The organism is Ralstonia sp. 25mfcol4.1, assembly GCF_900104095.1.
Taxonomy (GTDB): Bacteria; Pseudomonadota; Gammaproteobacteria; order Burkholderiales; family Burkholderiaceae; genus Cupriavidus.
Genome location: NZ_FNJO01000004.1, coordinates 242,018 through 262,880 on the forward strand (window position 1 = coordinate 242,018; position 20,863 = coordinate 262,880).

18 protein-coding genes are annotated in these 20,863 nt (G+C 67.7%); 4 read left to right on the forward strand and 14 right to left on the reverse strand.

The annotated features are described in order from the left end of the window. Positions 1-15 precede the first annotated feature (15 nt). The 5 genes from BLQ58_RS09595 to BLQ58_RS09615 form a co-directional block, all read right to left on the reverse strand. On the reverse strand, positions 16-813 hold the full coding sequence (locus BLQ58_RS09595; protein WP_092597043.1) for an enoyl-CoA hydratase/isomerase family protein: 798 nt from the start codon (positions 811-813) through the stop codon (positions 16-18). Continuing rightward, positions 810-2,336, reverse strand: coding sequence for a tripartite tricarboxylate transporter permease (locus tag BLQ58_RS09600; protein WP_092597046.1), 1,527 nt, complete (start codon positions 2,334-2,336; stop codon positions 810-812). The genes BLQ58_RS09595 and BLQ58_RS09600 overlap by 4 nt, the downstream gene beginning before the upstream one ends. Positions 2,337-2,346: 10 nt before the next feature. Next, positions 2,347-2,853 (reverse strand): tripartite tricarboxylate transporter TctB family protein, encoded by a 507-nt coding sequence (locus tag BLQ58_RS09605; RefSeq protein ID WP_092597050.1) that lies wholly within the window; start codon positions 2,851-2,853, stop codon positions 2,347-2,349. Positions 2,854-3,020: 167 nt separating this feature from the next. Then, positions 3,021-4,025 (reverse strand): Bug family tripartite tricarboxylate transporter substrate binding protein, encoded by a 1,005-nt coding sequence (locus BLQ58_RS09610; protein WP_092597053.1) that lies wholly within the window; start codon positions 4,023-4,025, stop codon positions 3,021-3,023. A gap of 116 nt (positions 4,026-4,141) precedes the next feature. Continuing rightward, on the reverse strand, positions 4,142-5,350 hold the full coding sequence (locus tag BLQ58_RS09615; RefSeq protein WP_092597056.1) for a pyridoxal-phosphate-dependent aminotransferase family protein: 1,209 nt from the start codon (positions 5,348-5,350) through the stop codon (positions 4,142-4,144). 250 nt (positions 5,351-5,600) lie between these two features. Here BLQ58_RS09615 and BLQ58_RS09620 point away from each other — a divergent pair, with 250 nt between their 5' ends. Continuing rightward, positions 5,601-6,293: a GntR family transcriptional regulator gene (locus BLQ58_RS09620; protein WP_092597059.1), complete on the forward strand. Its 693-nt coding sequence runs from the start codon at positions 5,601-5,603 to the stop codon at positions 6,291-6,293. Between the two features lie 75 nt (positions 6,294-6,368). Then, entirely contained in the window at positions 6,369-9,389 is a 3,021-nt protein-coding gene (locus BLQ58_RS09625; RefSeq protein WP_092597062.1) for an FAD-binding and (Fe-S)-binding domain-containing protein, read from the forward strand. A gap of 165 nt (positions 9,390-9,554) precedes the next feature. Here the strand turns inward: BLQ58_RS09625 and BLQ58_RS09630 are convergent, their stop codons facing one another. From BLQ58_RS09630 to BLQ58_RS09655, 6 genes are all read right to left on the reverse strand, one after another. Continuing rightward, entirely contained in the window at positions 9,555-11,993 is a 2,439-nt protein-coding gene (locus tag BLQ58_RS09630; protein ID WP_092597065.1) for a penicillin acylase family protein, read from the reverse strand. A 100-nt stretch (positions 11,994-12,093) separates the two neighbouring features. Continuing rightward, entirely contained in the window at positions 12,094-13,683 is a 1,590-nt protein-coding gene (locus tag BLQ58_RS09635; RefSeq protein ID WP_092597068.1) for a sulfite reductase subunit alpha, read from the reverse strand. Continuing rightward, positions 13,680-14,693 carry an FAD:protein FMN transferase gene (locus BLQ58_RS09640; protein ID WP_092597071.1) on the reverse strand — a complete coding sequence of 338 codons (1,014 nt, stop codon included), beginning with the start codon at positions 14,691-14,693 and terminating at the stop codon, positions 13,680-13,682. Before BLQ58_RS09640 ends, BLQ58_RS09635 begins: the two co-directional genes overlap by 4 nt. A gap of 19 nt (positions 14,694-14,712) precedes the next feature. Further along, the gene (locus BLQ58_RS09645; RefSeq protein ID WP_092597074.1) at positions 14,713-15,561 is read right to left on the reverse strand and encodes a DUF4198 domain-containing protein; all 849 of its coding nucleotides are present in this window, start codon (positions 15,559-15,561) and stop codon (positions 14,713-14,715) included. Positions 15,562-15,584: 23 nt separating this feature from the next. Then, on the reverse strand, positions 15,585-16,106 hold the full coding sequence (locus BLQ58_RS09650; protein ID WP_092597077.1) for a DUF2271 domain-containing protein: 522 nt from the start codon (positions 16,104-16,106) through the stop codon (positions 15,585-15,587). A gap of 42 nt (positions 16,107-16,148) precedes the next feature. Then, on the reverse strand, positions 16,149-16,802 hold the full coding sequence (locus BLQ58_RS09655) for a PepSY-associated TM helix domain-containing protein (protein ID WP_092597080.1): 654 nt from the start codon (positions 16,800-16,802) through the stop codon (positions 16,149-16,151). A 377-nt stretch (positions 16,803-17,179) separates the two neighbouring features. On the opposite strand from BLQ58_RS09655, the gene BLQ58_RS09660 reads away from it, so the two are divergent. Then, the gene (locus BLQ58_RS09660) at positions 17,180-17,734 is read left to right on the forward strand and encodes a host attachment protein (protein WP_092597083.1); all 555 of its coding nucleotides are present in this window, start codon (positions 17,180-17,182) and stop codon (positions 17,732-17,734) included. 85 nt (positions 17,735-17,819) lie between these two features. On the opposite strand, the gene BLQ58_RS09665 is transcribed toward BLQ58_RS09660, so the two are convergent. Both BLQ58_RS09665 and BLQ58_RS09670 read right to left on the reverse strand, forming a co-directional pair. Beyond that, entirely contained in the window at positions 17,820-18,275 is a 456-nt protein-coding gene (locus tag BLQ58_RS09665; protein WP_092597086.1) for a carboxymuconolactone decarboxylase family protein, read from the reverse strand. 28 nt (positions 18,276-18,303) lie between these two features. After that, on the reverse strand, positions 18,304-18,765 hold the full coding sequence (locus BLQ58_RS09670; protein WP_254775872.1) for a cupin domain-containing protein: 462 nt from the start codon (positions 18,763-18,765) through the stop codon (positions 18,304-18,306). Positions 18,766-18,825: 60 nt separating this feature from the next. On the opposite strand from BLQ58_RS09670, the gene BLQ58_RS09675 reads away from it, so the two are divergent. Continuing rightward, a complete protein-coding gene (locus tag BLQ58_RS09675) occupies positions 18,826-20,253 on the forward strand; it encodes a MocR-like pyridoxine biosynthesis transcription factor PdxR (RefSeq protein WP_092597089.1) in 1,428 nt (475 codons plus the stop codon). Positions 20,254-20,282: 29 nt separating this feature from the next. On the opposite strand, the gene BLQ58_RS09680 is transcribed toward BLQ58_RS09675, so the two are convergent. Then, entirely contained in the window at positions 20,283-20,819 is a 537-nt protein-coding gene (locus BLQ58_RS09680; RefSeq protein ID WP_092597092.1) for a dihydrofolate reductase family protein, read from the reverse strand. Positions 20,820-20,863: the final 44 nt, after the last annotated feature.

Below are 20,863 nucleotides of genomic sequence, written 5' to 3' on the forward strand. Positions count from 1 at the left end.
CGGTCTCCTCCGAAACTAGCGGCCGGCGAACTTCGGCGCCTGCTTGGCCAGGAACGCGCGATAGCCGGTGCGGAAATCCTCGGTATCGAAACAGTCGAACGCGGCGTCCAGATCGGCCGCCGACAACGGCTTGCCCTCCGCCAGCTGCCGCGCGAATCGCTTGTGCCAGCGGGCCACCAGCGGCGCGCCCGAAGCGATGCGCCCGGCCGTGGCCTGCGCTTCGCCGGCCACCTGATCATCGGGCACCACGCGCGACACCAGCCCCATTGCGTGCGCCTCGTCGGCGCCCACGATGCGGCCCTCGAACAGCAGCTCCAGCGTGCGCGAGGTGCCGATCAGCCGGATCAGCGGCGCCATCTCGGCGTGCGCCATGACCAGGCCCAGGTTCTTGATCGGCGCGCCAAAGCGGCTGCTCGCCCCGCAGATGCGGATGTCAGCCATCGCCGCCACCTCCAGCCCGCCGCCCACGCAGATGCCGTGGATCTGCGCCACCACCGGATGCGGGCAGTCCTGCATGGCCTGCGCCGTGGCGTGCATCACCGCGCCATAGGCCACGGCCTGCTGCTTGTTGGATCGCGTGGTCTCGAACTCGCCGATGTCGTTGCCGGGCGAGAACGCCTTTTCGCCGGCGCCGCGCACGATCACGCAGCGTACCGAATCGTCGGCCGACAGCGCACGGAACGCTTCGCCAAGCTGGCGCCACATGTCCAGCGTGAAGGCATTCAGCCTGGCCGGCCGGTTCAGCACGATGGTGGCCACCGCGGCGTCGCGCGTGACCAGCAGCGTGCCCTGTTCGATCAGTCCTTCGCTCATTCCGCTGCTCCTTCATGCGCCGACATCATCTTGCGGCGCTTCGTCTTTTCCAGCAGGCCCCCAAGCACCGGCCAGACCAGGATCACAACAGCCAGCGCCATGATCGTGCCCACCAGGCCGTTGGACCAGAACACGTTCATCTCGCCCTGCGACATCAGCATGGTCTGCCGGAACGCGTCCTCGGCGCGGTCACCCAGCACCAGCGCCAGCACCAGCGGCGCCAGCGGGTAGTCGAGCTTCTTCAGCACGTAGCCGATCACGCCGAAGATCAGCATCAGCCAGACATCGAACATGGCGTTGTGCACCGTGAACGCGCCGATCGCACAGACCACCAGGATCAGCGGTGCAATGATCGCGAACGGGATACGCAGGATGGCGGCGAACAGCGGCACCGTCGACAGCACCACGATCAGCCCGGCCAGGTTGCCCAGGTACATGCTCGCGATCAGGCCCCAGACAAAGGTCTTCTGCTCGGTGAACAGCAGCGGCCCAGGTTGCAGCCCCCAGATCATCAGCCCGCCCAGCAGCACCGCGGCCGTGGCCGAACCCGGAATGCCCAGTGCCAGCATCGGCAGCAGCGCGCTGGTGCCGGCCGCGTGGGCGGCGCACTCCGGCGCGATCACGCCTTCGACATTGCCTTTGCCGAACGTCTCGCGCTTGCGCGAAAACCGCTTGGCTACGCCGTACCCCATGAACGACGCCGCCGTCGCGCCGCCCGGCGTCACGCCGAGCCAGCAGCCGATGATGGACGAGCGGATCAGCGTCATCCAGTAGCGCGGCAGTTCCGCCCAGGTCTTCAGCACTACCTTGAGGTCGATATTGGCGCGCTTGCCGCGGAACGCGACGCCCTCTTCCATCGTCATCAGGATTTCGCTGATGCCGAACAGGCCGATCACCACCACCAGGAAGTCGAAGCCGCGCAGCAGTTCGGTGGAGCCGAAGGTCATGCGCAGCGTGCCCGACACCGTGTCCATGCCCACCGCGGCCAGCGCAAAGCCGATACACATCGCGATCACGATCTTGGCCTTGGCTTCCTTGCCCATGCCGATGAAGCTGCAGAACGTCAGGAAGTACACCGCGAAGAATTCCGGCGGCCCGAAGCGCAGCGCGAACTTGGCCACCATCGGCGCCAGGAACGTAATCAGCAGCACGCCAGCCAGTGCACCCAGGAACGACCCCGTGAATGCCGATGTCAGCGCGCGCCCCGCCTCGCCCTGCTGCGCCAGCGGGTAGCCGTCGAACGTGGTGGCCACCGACCAGGCTTCGCCCGGTATGTTGAACAGGATCGACGTGATGGCCCCGCCAAACAGCGCGCCCCAGTAGATGCACGACAGCATGATGATGGCCGACGTGGGTTCCATCGAGAACGTCAGCGGCAGCAGGATAGCCACGCCGTTGGGGCCGCCCAGGCCCGGCAGCACACCCACCACGATGCCGAGCAGGATGCCAACCAGCATCAGCCCGACGTTGTGCCACGACATCGCCACGGCAAAGCCGCCCATCAGTGCATTGAGTTCTTCCATGCCCGTCCCCTCAGAATCCAAAGGCCGCTTCGAGCGGCCCCTTGGGGAGCGGCACGCGGAACTGCATTTCAAAGATCCAGAACAGCACCGCGTTGATGACCACGCCGGTCAGCACCGCGCGCCACCACGCAAACTTGCCGATCACCAGCATGAAGCCGGCAATGAAGATGGCCGATGCCACGTAGATGCCCAGGAAGGCGATCAGCGCCACGTACACCGTCAGCGGCACCAGGATCACCGCCACCTGCCTCAACTGGGGCCAGGTCACGAACACCGCGTCGTTGGGCGTGCGCAGCGCCTGCCACAGCACCACCAGGCAGGCCAGGAAGATCAACGCCCCGATGCGCAACGGAAAATAGCCGGCCTCCGGGCCGTCGGGCGCCCAGCCGGCACCGATCTGGTAGTTGCTGACCATCACCACCACCGCGCCTGCGGCGATCAGGATGGCCACGCCGATTTCGGCGGCGCGCACCGTGATCGCCACCGGCGCGGCGGCGTCATGTGTTTGTTCACTCATGGATGTCCCCTAGGTATTCTGCGCCGCTCCCCCCCCCGCGTGGGAGAGGGTTGAAGGAGAGGGCATGACCGCTCGCACTGCGGCATGTCGCGATTCGGAGCCCCTGGCCCTCCCGCCCTTCTCCTCTCCCGCCGGGCGGGAAAGGGCAGCTAACCGGCAGCCTCGAATTACTTCGCCGCCACGAAACCCGCTTCCTTGATGATGTCCTTGTGGCGCGTTTCGTCGGCCGTCAGGAACTCCACCAGCTTGGGGCCGGCGATGAAGTCGTTCTTGAGCGCGTTCTTCTCCAGATATTCCTTCCACTCGGGCGTGGCCACCACCTTCTGCATCAGGTCCACGTAGTACTTCTGCTGGTCGGGCGTGACGCCGCCGGGCAGCATGAATACGCGCAGCATCTGGTATTGCACGTCCAGCCCCTGTTCCTTGCAGGTGGGGATGTCGTGCCAGCTCTGCGTGCCCGTGATCCGGGTGGTGTACTGCATGCGCTCGGGTGCGTAGACGCACAGCGCCCGGTGCTCGCCGGCACGCCACTGGCCGATCGATTCGGACGGGTTGTTGACGTTGGAGTCGATATGCTTGCCCGACAACTGCGTGGCCGCCTCGCCGCCGCCCTTGTACGGGATGTAGATGAAGCGCACGCCGGCCTTGCGCTCGGTCTGCGCGGTGATGATCTGGTCTTCGCGCTTGGAGCTCGTGCCGCCCATCTTGAACTTGCCCGGCGTCTTCTTCACTTCGGCCAGATAGTCGGATGGCGTCTTGTACGGCGCCTCGGCGTTGGTCCAGAGCACGAACTCGTCCATGGCGACCATGGCCACCGGCGTCAGGTCGCGCCAGTTGAACGGCAACTGGCTGATCATCGGCACGGTGTACAGCGCCGACGACGTGACCAGCAGCTTGTGCGCGTCACCCTTCGAGGCCTTGGTATCCATCAGGCCTTCCGCGCCACTGGCACCGGCCTTGTTCACGACGATCATCGGCTGGTTCATCAGCTTGTGCTTGGCGATGATGCCCTGGATCGACCGCGCCATCTGGTCCGACGCGCCGCCGGCGCTGAAGGGCACGACCACCTCCACCGGCTTGGTGGGTTCCCATGCAAAAGCCGGCGCGGCGGCCAGCGCGACACCAAACAGCGAGGCGCAGGCAAGCGCGCGCGCAGCATAACGAAACGTCATGGTCTGTCTCCTTTGGGTGGCGGCCGTGCGCTCTGGCGGCGCATCGGCCTGTTGTCGTGGCGGCCTCTGAGGGGCCACCTCTTTCTGCTACATCGGTCGGGTTGGCCGGATCGGGATCAGGCCGCGCGCAACGCAGGTTGCGACGCCGCGGCATTGCGCAGGCTTTCCATCGCGGCCAGTACGCCGCCGGTACGGTGCGGCACGCCCGCCAGCGCCAGTCCCATCTCCACGCCGGCCAGCGTGCCCATCAGCGTCAGGTCGTTGAAATCGCCCAGGTGGCCGATCCGGAAGACCTTGCCAGACAGCTTCGACAGGCCCTGCCCCAGCGACATGTTGAAGTTCTCCAGCACGGTCTTGCGGAACGCATCGGCGCTGTGGCCGTCGGGCATGACCACGGCGGTCAGCGCCGGGCTGTATTCGGCCGGGTTCTGGCACAGGATCTCCAGCCCCCAGGCCGTCACGCAGGCACGCGTGGCAGCCGCATGGCGCTGGTGGCGCGCGAACACGTTCGGCAGGCCTTCCTCCAGCAGCATGTCGCACGCTTCGGACAGCCCGTAGAGCAGGTTGGTGGCCGGGGTGTACGGCCAGAAACCGTTCTTGTTCGATTCGAGGATCTCTTCCCAGCCCCAGAACGCCTTTGGCAGCTTCGCCTTGGCCGACGCGGCAATCGCCTTCTGGCTGACCGCATTGAACGAGATGCCCGGCGGCAGCATCAGGCCCTTTTGCGAGCCGGACACGGTGACGTCCACGCCCCACTCGTCGTGACGATAGTCGACCGAACCCAGCGACGAGATCGTATCCACCAGCAGCAGGGCCGGGTGATTGGCAGCATCGATGGCACGGCGCACCGCCGCCACGTCGGACGTGACGCCGGTCGAGGTTTCGTTGTGCACCACGCAGACCGCCTTGATCTCGTGGTTGCTGTCGGCGGCCAGGCGCGCGCCAACGGCTGCCGCATCCACGCCGTGGCGCCAGTCGCCCACGATGAATTCCGGGTTCAGGCCCAGCTTGTCGGCCATCTTCTTCCACAGCGACGCGAAATGGCCGGTTTCGTACATCAGCACCTTGTCGCCCGGCGACAGCGTGTTGACCAGCGCCGCTTCCCACGCGCCGGTGCCCGAGGCCGGATAGATCACCACGGGCTGCTCGGTCTGGAAGACCTTGCGGATATCGGCCAGCACCTTCTTGCCGAGCTGCTGGAATTCGGGGCCACGGTGGTCGATGGTCGGGTAGTCCATCGCGCGCAGCACCCGGTCCGGCACGTTGGTGGGGCCCGGAATCTGCAGGAAGTGCCGGCCGCTCGGATGGGAATTCAGTCGGATCATGTCGCCTCGTGTCCTTATGTTTGAATTTTGTATTCAAAAAACTGGGATGCACTGCGGCGCCGGCATGCGGGATAATGTTGGCAGGTATGCACGCCCGCCGTTTCGCCAAAAAGCCTTATAAATCAACAACTATATGACTTTTATGCCAGTCGCTGCATGGTTCCGGGCACCGGAAATCGCACCGGAACGTGATTCGTGCTTGCCCCAGAGTAGGTTTTGAATACAATACTGTCAAGCCACACGATCCCTGATGAGCACTTCTCCGACCCTTTCCTCGCAAGCCGTCGACCGCCAGATCCTGCATGTGGCGGTGGCCCAGCGCCTGCGCACGATGATCATGGAGGGCGATCTCGCGCCAGGCACGCGGCTCAATGAACGCGTGCTGTGCGATCTGCTGCAGGTATCCCGCACGCCGTTGCGCGAAGCGTTCAAGGTGCTGGCCGCCGACGGGCTGGTGACGCTGCTGCCGAACCGGGGCGCCGAGGTGGTGGTGTTGTCGACCGAAACCGTCAATCACCTGTTCGAGATGATGGGCGCGCTCGAAGCCATGTCGGGCGAACTGGCCTGCCAGCGCATCACCGAGGCCGAGCTCAACGAGATCCGCGCGTTGCACTTCGAAATGCTGGCCTGCCACGCCCGGCGCGACCTGCCCAATTACTACGCGCTGAACCGCCGCATCCACGACGCCATCAACGCGGCGGCGCGCAATCCGATTCTTGAGGAGACCTATCGACGCATCAACCTGCGTATCCAGGCGCTGCGTTTCCGCTCGAACTTCGACCACGACAAATGGGACATGGCCGTGCGCGAGCACGGCGACATGCTCGATGCCCTGGCGAAGCGCGACGGTGCGGCCCTGCGTGACATCCTGCGCGCGCACTTGGAACACAAGCACGACGCGCTGATCGCCGAACTAGAACGCGCACAGAACGTCGCCGCCTGAACCGGAGCGCCCGCAGCGGGCGCTTCGGGCCATGGCGGCGTCTTCGAGTGTCCGCAACCGGAGACATCCCCGCTCATGGCCTTGCCTGTCACCCCCACGCCACCCGGCGTGCAACCGCTGCGCTTCATGCCCGGCGCGACCGCCGCGCCGGCCCTGCAATCGCCGCTGTACCGGCGCCTGGCCGCCGAACTGCGCGGCGACGTGCTGTTCGATACCGCCAGCCGCGGCCGCTATGCCACCGACGCGTCGATCTACCAGATCATGCCGCTGGGCGTGGTGGTGCCGCGCGATGAAGCCGACGCGCGGCTGGCCCTGGACATCGCCCGCGACCTGAAGGCGCCGCTGCTGCCGCGCGGCGGCGGCACCAGCCAGTGCGGCCAGACGGTAGGCGAGGCGCTGGTCATCGACAACAGCAAGTACCTGAACCAGGTGATCGACTTCGATCCACAGGCGCGCACGGTCACCGTGCAGCCCGGCATCGTGCTCGATCACCTGAACGCGTGGCTCAAGCCCCATGGCCTGTGGTTCCCGGTGGATGTCTCCACCGCCGCGCAATGCACGATCGGCGGCATGACCGGCAACAACTCGTGCGGCTCGCGCTCGATCCAGTACGGCAACATGGTGCACAACGTGCTGGGCGTGCAGGCCATCCTGGCCAACGGCGACGACGTCCGCTTCGACGCCCGCTGGCCGGCCGAGGATGCGCCCCACCGCACCATTGCCGATGGCGTGCGCCGCATCGCCGAGCGCGAACGCGAGGCCATCGCGCAGATGTATCCGACGGTACTGCGCCGCGTGGGCGGCTACAACCTCGATATCTTCCAGCCCCGGAACGAGCGGCCCTACACCGCCGACGGCAGCGTCAATCTGGCCCATCTGCTGGTGGGATCGGAGGGCACGCTGGCCTACTTCCGCCAGATCACGCTGCAACTTGCGCCGCTGCCCACGCACAAGACGCTGGGCGTGGTCAATTTCCCGACGTTCTACCAGTCGATGGACCTGACGCGCCATATCGTGGCGCTCAAGCCGGCAGCCGTGGAGCTGGTGGACCGCACCATGATCGACCTGGCGCGCAGCAACCCCGCCTTCCGCCCCGTTATCGACAAGGCGCTGACCGGCGAGCCCGAGGCCATTCTGCTGGTGGAGTTTGCCGGCGAAGACCGCGACGCCACGCTGCGCGGCCTGCGCCAGCTGGTGGAATTGATGGCCGATCTGGGCCTGCCCGGCTCGGTCGTGGAGATGCCCGACGCCGGCCCGCAAAAGGCGCTCTGGGAAGTGCGCAAGGCCGGCCTGAACATCATGATGAGCATGAAGGGCGACGGCAAGCCGGTGTCGTTCATCGAGGACTGCGCGGTGCCGCTCGAACACCTGGCCGAATACACGTCGCGGCTGACCGAGGTCTTCCACAAGCACGGCACGCGCGGCACCTGGTACGCGCACGCCAGCGTGGGCACGCTGCATGTGCGGCCCATCCTGGACATGCGCCGCGACGGCGCCGCCAAGATGCGCGCCATCGCCGAAGAAGCGGCGGCCATGGTGCGCGAGTACAAGGGCGCGTACTCGGGCGAGCATGGCGACGGCCTGTGCCGGGGCGAATGGGTGGCCTGGCAGTTCGGGCCGTCGCTGGCGAATGCGTTTGCCGAGATCAAGGCGCTGTTCGATCCCGACAACCGCTGCAACCCCGGCAAGATCGTGCGCACGCCGAAGATGGACGACACGTCGCTGTTCCGCTTCCCGCCGGGCTATACCGTCAAGCCGCTGCAGCCGGCGCTGGACTGGTCGGCCTGGAACGTCACGCGCGATCCTGTCACCGAAGTGGAAAGCACGCCGGGCACCGGGCTCGACCCCGCCAACGGCCTGGCTGCCGCCGTGGAGATGTGCAACAACAACGGCCACTGCCGCAAGTTCGACGCCGGCACCATGTGCCCGAGCTATCGCGTCACGCGCGACGAGCAGCACCTGACGCGCGGGCGGGCCAATACGCTGCGGCTGGCGCTGTCGGGTCAGCTTGGCAGCGAGGGCCTGCTCGATCCGGCGGTCAAGGACACCATGGACCTGTGCGTGTCCTGCAAGGGCTGCAAGCGCGATTGCCCCACCGGCATCGACATGGCCAAGATGAAGATCGAGGTGCGCGCCGCCAACGCCCGCGCGGGCCGCCTGCGCCTGCGCGACAAGCTCGTGGCCTTCCTGCCGCGCTATGCGGCCACCGCCAGCAAGCTGCCCTGGCTGTTCAACCTGCGCGACCGCCTGCCGGGGCTGCCCCAACTGGGCGAGCGGCTGCTCGGGCTGTCGGCCAGACGCTCGCTGCCGCGCTGGCAGCCGGCGTTCCTGCGCGACGACTACCGGGCACGGCCCGCCGGCGGCAAGGAGGTGGTGCTGTTCGTCGACACCTTCAACAACCACATGGAACCCGGCAACGCACGCGCGGCGCATCGCGTGCTGGAAGCGGCCGGCTACACCGTGCACCTGTCGGGCGTGCCAGGCGAGCGTCCGCTGTGCTGCGGCCGCACCTTCCTGGCGGCGGGTCTGGTCGACGAAGCGAAGGCCGAAGCGAAGCGCGCGCTCGACACGCTGCTGCCCTTTGTCTCGCGCGGCGTGGCGGTGGTGGGCCTTGAACCGTCGTGCCTGCTGTCGATGCGCGACGAATTCCTGCAGTACGGCTACGGCGACGCGGCCCGTGCGCTGGCGGACAACGCGTTCCTGTTCGAGGAATTCCTGGTGCGCGAACACGCGGCCGGCCGCTTCGCGCCGACCCTGAAGCCGATCGGCCACCAGCAGGCGCTGCTGCACGGCCATTGCCACCAGAAGGCATTCGACGCGGTACGGCCGGTGGAGCAGGTGCTGGGCTGGATTCCGGAACTCGAGACCGCGCTGATCGAATCGTCATGCTGCGGCATGGCCGGCAGCTTCGGCTACGAGGCCGAGCACCACGAGGTGTCGATGAGGATGGGGGAACTGTCGCTGCTGCCCGCAGTGCGCAAGGCCGATGCCGATACGCTGGTGGTGGCCGATGGCACCAGCTGCCGCCACCAGATCCACGACGGCGCTGGCCGCGAGGCCCTGCACGTGGCGCGGGTGCTGGAAATGGCGCTGTAGCCCTGGTGAGGCCTGCCCGCTCCCCCAACCCCTCTCCCGCGCGCGGGAGAGGGGAGAATCCCACAGCATGACCAGCCCTGACGGTTTGCTCCCCTCTCCCGCCATGCGGGAGAGGGGCCGGGGGAGAGGGCGGGCGCCCCCATCACCCAGGCAAGACAACACCCCTCACTGCGGCACCAGTTCCACCCGCTCCTTGCTTTCCTTTTCCACCGCCTTGCGCGAATACACCAGCGGGAAGTATTCCCCCTTGGCCCACAGCGGTGCGAGGTCGCGATAGTGCGGGTTGGCCGGGTTGCCCGACTGTCCCGGCGTGTTGACCACGCGGGAAGCGTCCCAGTTGCCCACATCCAGCACCATGCGGAACGATGCACCGGCGGTCAGCTGGAAGTCGCTGTTGCGGTAGCTCGTATTCATCGGTGTGAACGACGATCCGCCGATCGGTCCGGCATTGACATCGAACTGCTGGCGCTGCGCCGGATCCAGGATCGGATCGAGCGGGTGGCTGAACACGGCCGTGTGCAGCTTGCCCCATTGCCAGGTCCTGGGATCGTTGCCAAGCTTCTTCTCGATCTCGACCATCGCCGACTTCAACGTGCCAGTCATGATCTCGTTGCGCTTGTCCACCGTCATCCAGGTATCGGGCCGCTCCAGCACCGCGATCACGCGGCTGGCATCGCCGGGCCCCACCAGGCGCGCGCCTTCCGGGGACAGCGCGGTACGCACCACGGCCGTGCGCAGGTACTTGCTGAACCAGACCTCGAACAGCGCGGCGGCGGCGCTGTCGGCCCGCTCGTTGCCGTCCCAGTTGCGCAGCAGGTCCAGGCCGCGCTGCACCTGGGCGTCGTTGCTGTTCAGCGGCTTGACCAGCGCCACCACGCGCTGCGCCGGCAGCGATACCGTGTCGTTCTGCCACGCCATCGAATCTTCCAGCGAGCTGCGCGGATTCGCCGCCACCAGCCCCTTCAGCCGGCGGGCGCGCGCGCTGTCGCTCCATTCGTAGCCCACGCCGATCTTCGCCGCCGGGTGATTGGCCGGAATGTTGTTCTCGTTGGCCGTCACCACGTAGCCGGGCGCCGGGTTGAACGCCCACGGCAGCTCGTCCATGTTGCGATAGCCGGCCCACTCGTAGCGGCCATCGCCGGGCACCGGCATCAGGCCATCCCAGTTAGGACGATTGACGGTCAGCCCGCCCGGAATCCAGCCGATGTTGCCGGAACGGTCGGCATAGACCTGGTTTTCGCCGGGCGCGCCCCAGCGATTCATGGCCGCCCGGAACTGGTCCCAGTTCTGGGCGCGCATATAGTCCATCGAGCCGAAGTACGGCGCCATGCCGTAGTCCAGCCACGCCGCCCGCAGTGCGTAGGCGCGGCCGGACTTGGCATCGGCGTACAGCACCGGGCCATGCCGGGTGTAGTCGATCGTCACCTTGCGGGGCGTGGCTTCGCCGCGCACGGCGATCTGCTCGGTGACGGTCTCCATCGGCTCCCACCGGCCCTTGTAGCGGTACTCGTGCGCCTGGGCGGGATTGGTCTCGTAGACGTAAAGGTCTTCCTGGTCCATGTAGAACCGGGTCAGGCCGAAGGCGATCGTGCCGTTGTGGCCAATCGAGATGCCGGGCAGGAACGGCTCGCCTGCGCCGATGACCGACAACCCCGGCGCATTGAGATGGCTGATATAGCGCAGGCTTGGCGCGCCATGCGCCCGATGCGGATCGTTGGCCAGGATCGGCCGGCCCGTGGTGGTGCGGCTGCCGGCGATCACCCAGTTGTTCGAGCCCAGGCTCCTGCCCGTGTCGCTATTGGCGTCAACGGTGGCGTAGAGCTGGTCCACCGGGATGTTCTCGGCCTTGCTGGCGCCCTGCGACCACCAATCCTTAGGAAAGCGCGGCGCGGCGGTCGCCAGGTCGTAGGCACGCCGCAGTTCGGCGGCCGGCACGGCGCAGGTGTCGAGCCCTTCGGGCACCTTGGGCTCGACCGGCGGATCCAGCTCGCGGCGCACCCAGTCGGCCCGCACGGCGTTGGGCTTCACGTAGCAGAAGATCTGCGCGCGGTCGATCTCGCCCGTGAAATTCAGCGTCAGCCCATGGTGGCGGATACGCACGATGTCTTCGGCGCGCCAGCGCGCAGGCTTGTAGTTGAGGATCTTGAACTCGGGCGGCAGCAGTTCCGGATGCGCCTCCACCTGCGCCACATAGGCGTTCACGCCGGCCACGAAGGCCTCGGCCACGCGCTTGGCATCGGACCCGTAGGCCAGCCATTCGCGATACATGTCGCCACGGAACAGCACGGCCCGCGCCATGCGGTCGCCTTCCACGTAGGCCGGGCCGAAGTCCCTGGCCATTTCGCCCAGCCCGCGCTTGCGCCACAGATCGATCTGCCAGAGCCGGTCGCGCGCGGCCATGAAGCCCTGCACGTAGAACGCGTCATAGAGCGTGTTGGCATAGATATGGGGCACGCCCCAGCGATCCACCAGCACCGTGGCCGGCTTTTCCAGGCCGGGCACCGCGAACTTGTCCGGGCCGGCGGCCTGGACGGGCAAGCTGGCGGCGGCCAGCCAGAAGGCGGCGACGGATGCGCGGCGCCATGGACGGATGGGACGGGACATCGGGACTCCTCGACGGAAACTGACAGCGAGGATAGCGGAATGTGATCGCGGCGGCGATCCTGCGCCGCCGCAAAAAACGCCTGTTGGCGCCGGGGCGCGGCTAGTAGACGTCGCGCCGGTAGTGGCCGGTTTCGGTCATCTGCTGCAGACGGGCATCGCCAACGATGTCGGCCAGCGCCGCATGCACGCCGCCGGCCATGCCCTGCAGGCTCCCGCAGACGTAGATGGCCGCGCCTTGCGCGACCCACGCTTCGATATCGGCCGCCGCCGCCCGCACGGCGTCCTGCACATAGTGCGGCACGCCGCCGTCGCGCGACCACGCGCGGTCGATCCGCTGCAGCACGCCCTGTTCGCGCCACGCCGCAAGTTCTGCCCCGTGGAAGTCGTCGTGCGCGGCGGCGCGCTCGCCGAACAGCAGCCAGTTGCGATGCCAGCCCCGAGCGGCGCGTGTCTTGATCAGCGCCCGCAGGCCGGCCAGCCCGGTCCCATTGCCGATCAGGATCAGCGGCCGGTCGTCGTCGGGCGCGTGGAAGCCGCGATTGCTGCGCACGCGCAGCGAGATATGGGCGCCTTCGGCGGCGTACCGGGTCAGCCAGCCCGAAGCCAGTCCGAGCGATCCATCCGCACGCACGGTCTGCCGCACCAGCAGTTCAAGCCGGCCATCGGCGGGCAGCGATGCAATCGAGTATTCGCGATGCGGCAACGCCGGCAGCGCATCGATCAGCGCCTGCGGCGCCAGGCCCGCCATCGTGGCCATATGCGCATCGGGCAGCGGCAAGCGCGTGGCCAGCGCGTCGGCCAGCGTCATCGGACGGCTGTCGCAGCGGACGTGGATCGAACCATCCAGCGACAGCTTGTCCAGCAGCCGCGCCACCGCCTCAGGCGGCTGGCAGGGGCCGACCTCGGCGATATCGCCGGCCTGCCACGCCAGATCGCCGGCAGCTTCCGGCACCAGCGCCAGATGCCAGGCCGGCTGCCCGGGACTGCCCGGGTTCAGCAGCCGGCGCTCCACAAGCTGCCACCGCCCGTAGCGCGGCCGCTCCCAGTCTTCGATCTCCGCGCCTCCGCACAGCGCCGACAGGTGGTTCTGCCAGTGCCGCAGCGCGCCGGGGTCGCCGTTGTCGACTTCGACCATATCGAACAGCGGCTCGGCCTGATGGCGTTGCAGCCAGCCGGACAGCGTATGGCCGAAGGCGCAGAAGCGCGCGTAGCTGCTGTCGCCCAATGCCAGGATGCCGTAGCGCAGCGGCTTCAGCGCGTCGGGCGTGGTGCCCGACAACAGCTTGCGGGCAAAGCCGGAAGCCGTGTCCGGCGCATCGCCCTCGCCCGTGGTGCTGACCAGGAAAAGGGCCTGCCCGCACGCGGCCAGATGCCTGCCATCGAGATCGGCAAACGACAGCAGTTGCACCGGCACGCCCGCGCCCTGCAGCGCCCGCGCCGTCTGCGTCGCCAGTTGCTCGGCAAAGCCGGTCTGGCTGGCATACGCCACCAATGTCGGCTTTCTCTGGCCATCGTGGAGTGCTGGCACCATCGCGCATACCGCGCGGCGCCGCCGGTGGGCGCCGATCACGCCGGCGCAGAACGCGATGTAAGCGATGACCACGCCCGCCGCCACGAAGGTACGGCTGTGCGCCAGCATGCCCAGCGCCACGCCGGCCGCGAAGACGAAGCCCCACAGCGGGCGCGTCATGACAGCATCGCGGCAAAGGCCGGCGTGGTGCGTTCGTCAAAGCCGCCTGGCGTGCGCACGAGGAACCGCGCCGCCAGCGCGTGGCGCTGCGCGAAAGCCATGCCTGCCTGGGGCCCGAGCACGGTCAGCGCCGTGGACAGCGCATCGGCCAGCATGCATTCGCGATGGATCACGGTCACCGATGCCAGTGCGTGGGCGGCCGGGTAGCCGGTGCGCGGATCGATCGTATGGGCATATCGTTGCCCGTCCTGCTCGAAGTAGCGGCGATAGTCACCGGACGTGGCCACCGACAAGCCCGGCAGCGCGACCAGCGTACGCGTGGGCGCGGCGCCTTCCGCCGTGGGCGATTCCAGTTCCACCCACCACGGCATGCCATCGGGCTTGAGCCCGTGGCCGCGCAGTTCGCCGCCGATTTCCACCAGATGGTGCGACAACCCGTGCGCGTCGAGATGGCGCGACACGGCATCGACGGCAAACCCCTTGGCGATGGCGCAGAGGTCCAGCGATACACCGCCGGGCTGGCGCACTCGGCGCCGATCGGCATCGACATCCAGCCGCTGCCAGCCACAACGCTCGCGCGCGCGCCGCACGTCGTCCACCGACGGCGCAGCGGCACGCCGCCCTGCCGGCCCGAAGCCCCACAGGTCCACCAGCGGGCCAGCGGTGGGGTCATAGGCGCCGCCACTGTCGCGCGCCGTCTGCAACGCCGCCTGCAGCACCGTGAAGCAGTCGTCGGGCAGCGTTACCCAGCCATCGGCGGCGGCATGGTTGAAGCGCGACAGGTCCGAGACATCGGACCAGTTGCTCATCTGCGCGATGACGCCGTCGAGCACGGCACGGATGCCGGCTTCGATAGCCTCGCCCCGGCCGTCGGCGTGCCCCGGCGCCACCACGGCACGGACCGACCAGGTGGTGCCCATGGTCGGGCCCGCCCATTGCCGCACCTGCCCTGCGCGAACGGGCGGCGGCGGGGGCGCGGACAGCGCGACGGGGATCAGCACGCGGTGCATGGGCAGTCCGGGGTCGTTCCTATTGCGGCAGCACTTCCACGGTCACCGCGTACGTGGCACGGCGCGCCTTGGCTTCCTTGATCGACGTCTTGTCGTCGCGGGTCTCGGCTTCCATCCAGTACATGCCCGGCGCCGGATACCTGACGCTGAACCTGCCGTCCGCGTCGGTCGTGGCCTCGATTTCGTTCAGGCGGTCGCGGTAGCGGATGCCGCCCGGCACCACCGACACCTTCTGGTTGGCGGCCGGCTTGCCATCGAGCAGCAGGCGGAAACTGGCCGTTTCACCGGCGATCAGATCGTTCGGATGGGTGATCGGCGCCAGCTCCAGACCCTTGCCCGTGGTGGCCAGCACCTGCCTGGTGGGACGGCCGTTCGTGACATAGGTCTCGATGCGGCCGGCGATTTCGTTCACCTGCAGGTCCTGCGCGCCGGCCGGCACGCTTTTCGCGAACGTATCGGCGGCACCGCGCCAGCGTTTGGTCTGGCCGTTTTCCTTCCAGCTGGCGAACACCCCCTGATTGACCACGGCCACGCGATAGGTGCCGGGCTGGGTCAGGTGCAGGTCGAACGTGCTGCGGTACTTGCCGGTCGATGCGTTTTCCGCCGACACGGCGGTCCTGCCATCGGGCGCGGTCACCGCCAGGTTGTCCAGCCGCATCGGCACGTGTTCGAAGTAGAACAGGTCGTTGGACACCGCAGCGTCCACGGTCACCCAGGCGTCCTTCTCGGACAGCACGGTGGCCGATGGCAGCAGCCACTGGCGGTGTGCGTGGGCAGCCAGCGGCGCCAGCGCGGCCAGCGCCAGCACGGCGAGGCGGGTGGAAAATCGGCGGGAGAAACCGCTGGAAAGGCGGGCAGGCTTGGTCATGGTCGGACTCCGTTCGGTTCGCATCAAGGTTTGACTTCGACGGTCACGCCGCCGAGTTCATGTTCGCCTTTGGCGCTGGCGGTCTGGGCGGCCTTGGCCGGCCACGAGAACGGCACGCGCACCAGTTCGCGGCCGCCCACTTCGCGCGCGGCTTCCACCACCAGCTGGTAGTCGCCGGCCGGCAGCTTGCCCAGCGGCGCCTTGCCATCCTTGAAGGTCAGCGCGTGCTCGCCCGGCGCACGCGTGGCGCCGGACACGCCGTCGGCAGGCATCTGCATGTCGCGGCCGGCCTTGCGCCACCACTGCCGCATGTCCTTGAGCCACTTCGTGCCCTCGCCTTCCTTGTTTTTGGCGTCGTACCAGACCGCCAGCGTCTGCACCGGGCTCTGGTCGGCGCGCTCTATCCACATCGCCACATACGGACGGTGGTATTCGGCCACGTTCAGGCGGGGAATCTCCACCTTGACGTTCAGGTCGGCGGCCATGGCGGGCGCCAGCGGCGCGGCGGCAAGGCCGGTCATGGTGACGGTCAGGAGTCGGCGCATTGTCAAAACTACCTTTTTCGATGGAATGGGATGTGAAGCGGATCAGTGGATGAACAGGATGGCCACCAGCAGCGGAATCACCAGCCCCGCACCCACCAGCGGCCACGTGGCCACGCGGCCCGACGCGTGCAGCTTCAGCAGGAACAGGCCGGTCACGCTGAACACCACGCAGGCGATGGCGAAAACATCGATGAACAGGATCCACGCCCGGCCCGTGTTGCGGCCCTTGTGCAAATCGTTCAGGTACGAGACCGCACCGCGCGAGGTGGATTCGAACTGCACCTCGCCGGAATCGAGCGCCACGCTGACCCAGGCATCGCCGCCGGGACGCGGCAGGCCCACGTAGATTTCGTCGGCCGACCATTCGGCGTCGCGCCCGGCCGCGTCGACATCGAGCGTGCGGGCCAGCCAGTCAGCCAGCACCGGTGGCACGGGCCCCTTCTGGTTCTTCGTGTCGGCGCCGGGCGGCATGGCGCTGCGCAGCGCACTGACCACATCGCCCGGCGCCGCTTCGGTTCGCGTGACCACCTTGGGCCTGGCCTCGATCTGGCCGGCGTGGTTCAGCGTGAATCCGGTAATGGCGAACATCAGCATCCCGATCAGGCAGATCGCGGAACTGATCCAGTGCCACTGGTGAAGATGCTTGAGCCAGAACGCGCGGCGCTGCTGGCCGGAAACTGGCGCGGTGTCGGTCATTCGGATGCTGGAGACGATGCGCGGGGTGCGCCGGACGGCGCGTCATCCGCTGCGGAAACTGGCGGTGACATCACAATGTCGCCGCGAGCCGAAGGATGATAATTGTTCTCATTTGGTGGAGCAACCCGTGAGCCGTGGCGCGGTGGGGTGTTTTGATTACGGTTGATTACGCTGCTGCCGCCGATCAACGCCTTGCCCAGCGGGCCACCCCGCGTCGGCAAATCTTGCGTCGCTGCCGGTCGAACCTGCAATCCGTGGCGCCCTTGCCATGCATATCGGCGCCTGCGCCCCGAACCTGCCGGGCCAGCCGGGTGGCGTGGCGTTTGCAGGCCTTCTCTCCATGGGCCTGGTTCCCAGGCCGCAATCGGAGACGTCTCATGAAAACAGTCTGGATCCTTGTTGCGGACGAGGGTGTCGCGAGGATAGTGGCCGCGCGCGGAGACAATGCGCACCTGGAAGAGGTCGAGAAGATCACGGACGCCGGCGCCCACGCGGACAATGCCGACCTGCGGCGCGACGCCTACGGCCGGCGGGCGCAGGCGTCCGTGCAGGGCGATGCCGGCCACCCCGGCGCACACGCCGGCCGCATGGCCACGGTGGTGTCATCGGCGGGCGAGGACGAGATTCACCAGGAAGCGCAGCTGTTTGCGCGCCGGGTAGCGAAGATGCTGGAAGACGCGCGCAACAAACAGCGATTCGACGAACTGGTGGTAATCGCGCCGCCCCGCTTTCTGGGGCTGCTGCGCAAGGCGTTGCCACAGTCGGTATGCGATGCAGTGACGCGCGAACTGGGCAAGGACTATTGCCAGCTTCCCGACCAGGACCTGCAGCAGCGCATGGCCGACGACGGCATCATGCCGGCGCGCCGCGACCCGCGCATTGGCACGGGCCAGGGCGGGGGCAACGCCATCGGCAGCCTGCCGATGCGGTAGGCGCCCGGCGACTGCGTGCCGACTCCCGGGGCACGCCCCGTGCCACGCGCCCCGGGCCATGGGCCGGCGTCCGGTCGGCAGGGCTTCAGGACTCCGCCGCCTGTGCCGCTTCGGGCCCGCGCCGGAAGCTGATGGCCAGGCGGTTGAACGCGTTCATCAGGCCGATGGCCATGGTCAGGTCGGCCAGTTCCTTTTCGCTGAAGGTCGCAGCCGCAACCTCGAAATCAGCATCCGGCACATGGGTATCGGCCACACGCGTCACCGATTCGGCCCAGCGCAGGGCCGCCTTCTCGCGGTCGCTGAACAGCGCGCCCGCTTCGTGCCAGGCCGGCACCAGCGCCAGCTTCTGCGGCGAGACGCCCTTCCTGATCAGGTCGCGCGTGTGCATGTCCAGGCAGTAGGCGCAGTTGTTGATCTGGCTGACGCGCAGGTAGACCAGATCGACCAGCACGTCTTCCAGCCCCGACTGCATGATGTAGCCATACACACCGCCAAAGGCCTTGACGCCGTTCGGTGCTGCCTTGGTGTAGTCCAGTCTCATTTCAGGCTCCTTGTCCGTTTGTGCGGGGTCACTGCTCGTAGGTGGTCAGGTTCTTGTCGTCGGTGTCGACGACAAACACGGCCAGCAGCCTGGCAGGCTGGGTCGTGCTCGCGTTGCGGCTGACGGGGTGGCGCGAGCCGGGCTCCTCGTAGAACGATTCGCCGGCCTTGTAGACGCGCTCGGGCCCGTCGTTCACCTTGCTGGCGATGCTGCCAGACACCACGTAAGCGTAGATGAACGCCGACCTGGCATGCACATGCGGCTTCGACGCCCCGCCGGGTGCATAGTCGACTTCCACGGCAACCACCGACTTGCCCGGGATATTGGGAATGGCGTGCGAAAAGTTCGGCTTGACGCTCTCGGCTGCGCCATGGTCCGTGGCGCCGTGGGCGATGGCGGCGCCACTGAGGGCCAGCCCCGCTGCGGCAAGGATCGATGCAAAGAGTTTTCCGGGCTGCATGTTCATCTCCTGGTTGATGGATAGAATCATGGACGCTCAGTAGTGCAATCAAAAGAACCAAAAACCGCAAATCCTGCTGTACCAGACCCGATGACGCCGCCGCCCCCCTTCCCGCTCGACCTGAAGCTCGACCGCCAGTCGCCGACATCGCTGGCCGAGCAGATCCGGCTGGGCATCGCCAGTGCCATCGAAAGCCGGGTGCTGGTGCCGGGCGCCAGGCTGCCGTCCTGGGTGGATCTTGCGACACAGCTCGGCGTCGCGCGCGGCACGGTCAAGGCCGCCTACGAACGGCTGGTGGATGCGCAGTGGCTGGTGTCGTCACGCGCGGGCGGCACCCGCGTCGCCGACCTGGCGCCGAACACGCCCAACGTGGCCGACCCCGGACGGACGGTCCAGACCGATCTGCAATCGGCGCTGTACCAGCACTTCCTGCCGGGCCCGGCGGTATTCCAGATGGGCGTGCCGGCGTCGGACTGCTTTCCGGCCACGTTGTTTGCGCGCCTGCGGGCCCGCGCGGCGCGTGAAGAAATCGAGGCGCCTGCTTGCTATCCCGATCCGCGCGGCGAACATGCGCTGCGACGCGAGATTGCCGCGCATCTGGCGCTGGCGCGCGGCATCGCCTGCCAGCCGTCGCAGATTTTCATCGCGGCCGGCTTCACCGGCGCGCTCGGCGTGGCCTTGCGCGTTATCCAGGCGCCGGGGCGACCGGCGTGGGTGGAAAACCCCGGATTCATGCTCAGCCGCAACGCACTGGCCATCGCCCAGTTCACGCCGGTGCCGGTGCCCGTGGACGAGGACGGCATGGACGTCGGCCATGGCGAACGCCACGCCCCCGATGCCGCGCTGGCGATGGTCACGCCGGGCCAGCAGGCGCCGCTGGGCCCTACCCTGTCACTGGCGCGCCGGATGCAACTGCTCGACTGGGCCAGCCGCGCCGATGCCTGGATCATCGAGGACGACTACCTGGGCGAGCTGCAACTCAGGCGCCGCGCCGCGCCGGCCCTGGCATCGCTGGATCGTGCGGGCCGCGTGATCCATATCGGCTCGTTCAGCAAGACCATCAGTCCGACCCTGCGGCTTGGCTTTGCCGTGGTGCCGCCGGGTCTGGTGGGGCGGTTCGAGGAAGCCGTGGCCTGCCTGGGGTCTGCACCGGGCCCCGCCGTGCAGATGGCCACCGCCGCCTTCATGCGCGACGGGCACTACCTGCGGCACCTGCGACGCATGAAGCGCATTTATGCGGCCCGGAGCCAGACCCTTCTCGACGCCCTGGCGGCGCGGCAGTTTCGCGCCTATCCGGCCGGCCTGGCCGTGGTCGTGCAGTTGCCCGATGGCGCGGACGACCGGCGCATCGCCCGGGAGGCCTACGCCTATGGCATGGCCCCCGCACCGCTGTCGGGGTTCTATTGCTCGCCGGACACGCAGCGCGCCGGGCTGCTGCTCGGCGTGGCCACCGCAATCGAGCACCAGGTGCCCAATGCCTGCGATCGCCTGCAGCAGTTGATCGATAAATTCGCCTGACGACCGCCGGCAGCGCGACGGCGCCCGCCTCAGCGCAGCACGCGCCAGGTTGACTGCACCAGCCCCGACGGGAAGTGCCGGCTCGATTCGAGCGCCAGCCCCACATCGCGCGGCAGGGCGCCGAACAGCGGCCGGCCCGCCCCGATCAGCACCGGCACCGTGGTGACCACCATGTCGGCGATCAGTCCGTCGCGCAGGAACGACTGGATCAGCTGGCCGCCATCGACATAGACGCGGCGTACACCCTGCGCCGCCAGTTCGGCAAACGCCTGCGCGGGCGTGGCATCCGAAAACCGGACCTTGCCCTGCAGATGCGCGGGTACCGGCTGGCCCGCCAGTTGCCGGGACAGGACGAGCACGGGTCGGTCATAAAACCAGTCGCCCATCGTCAGCACTTTCTCGTAGCAGCCCCGCCCCATCACGATCATGTCCTTGTCGGCGATGAAGTCGGCGTAGCCATGGTCTTCGGCGGGATCGTCGCGCTCCAGGAGCCAGCCGATGTCGCCGTCGGGCCGGGCGATATAGCCATCCAGGCTGGTCGCAATGAAAACGTGTCCGGTAGTCATCAAGATGTGGTTGCGTTGAAGTGGAGTCCGGGCCGCTGCCGAAT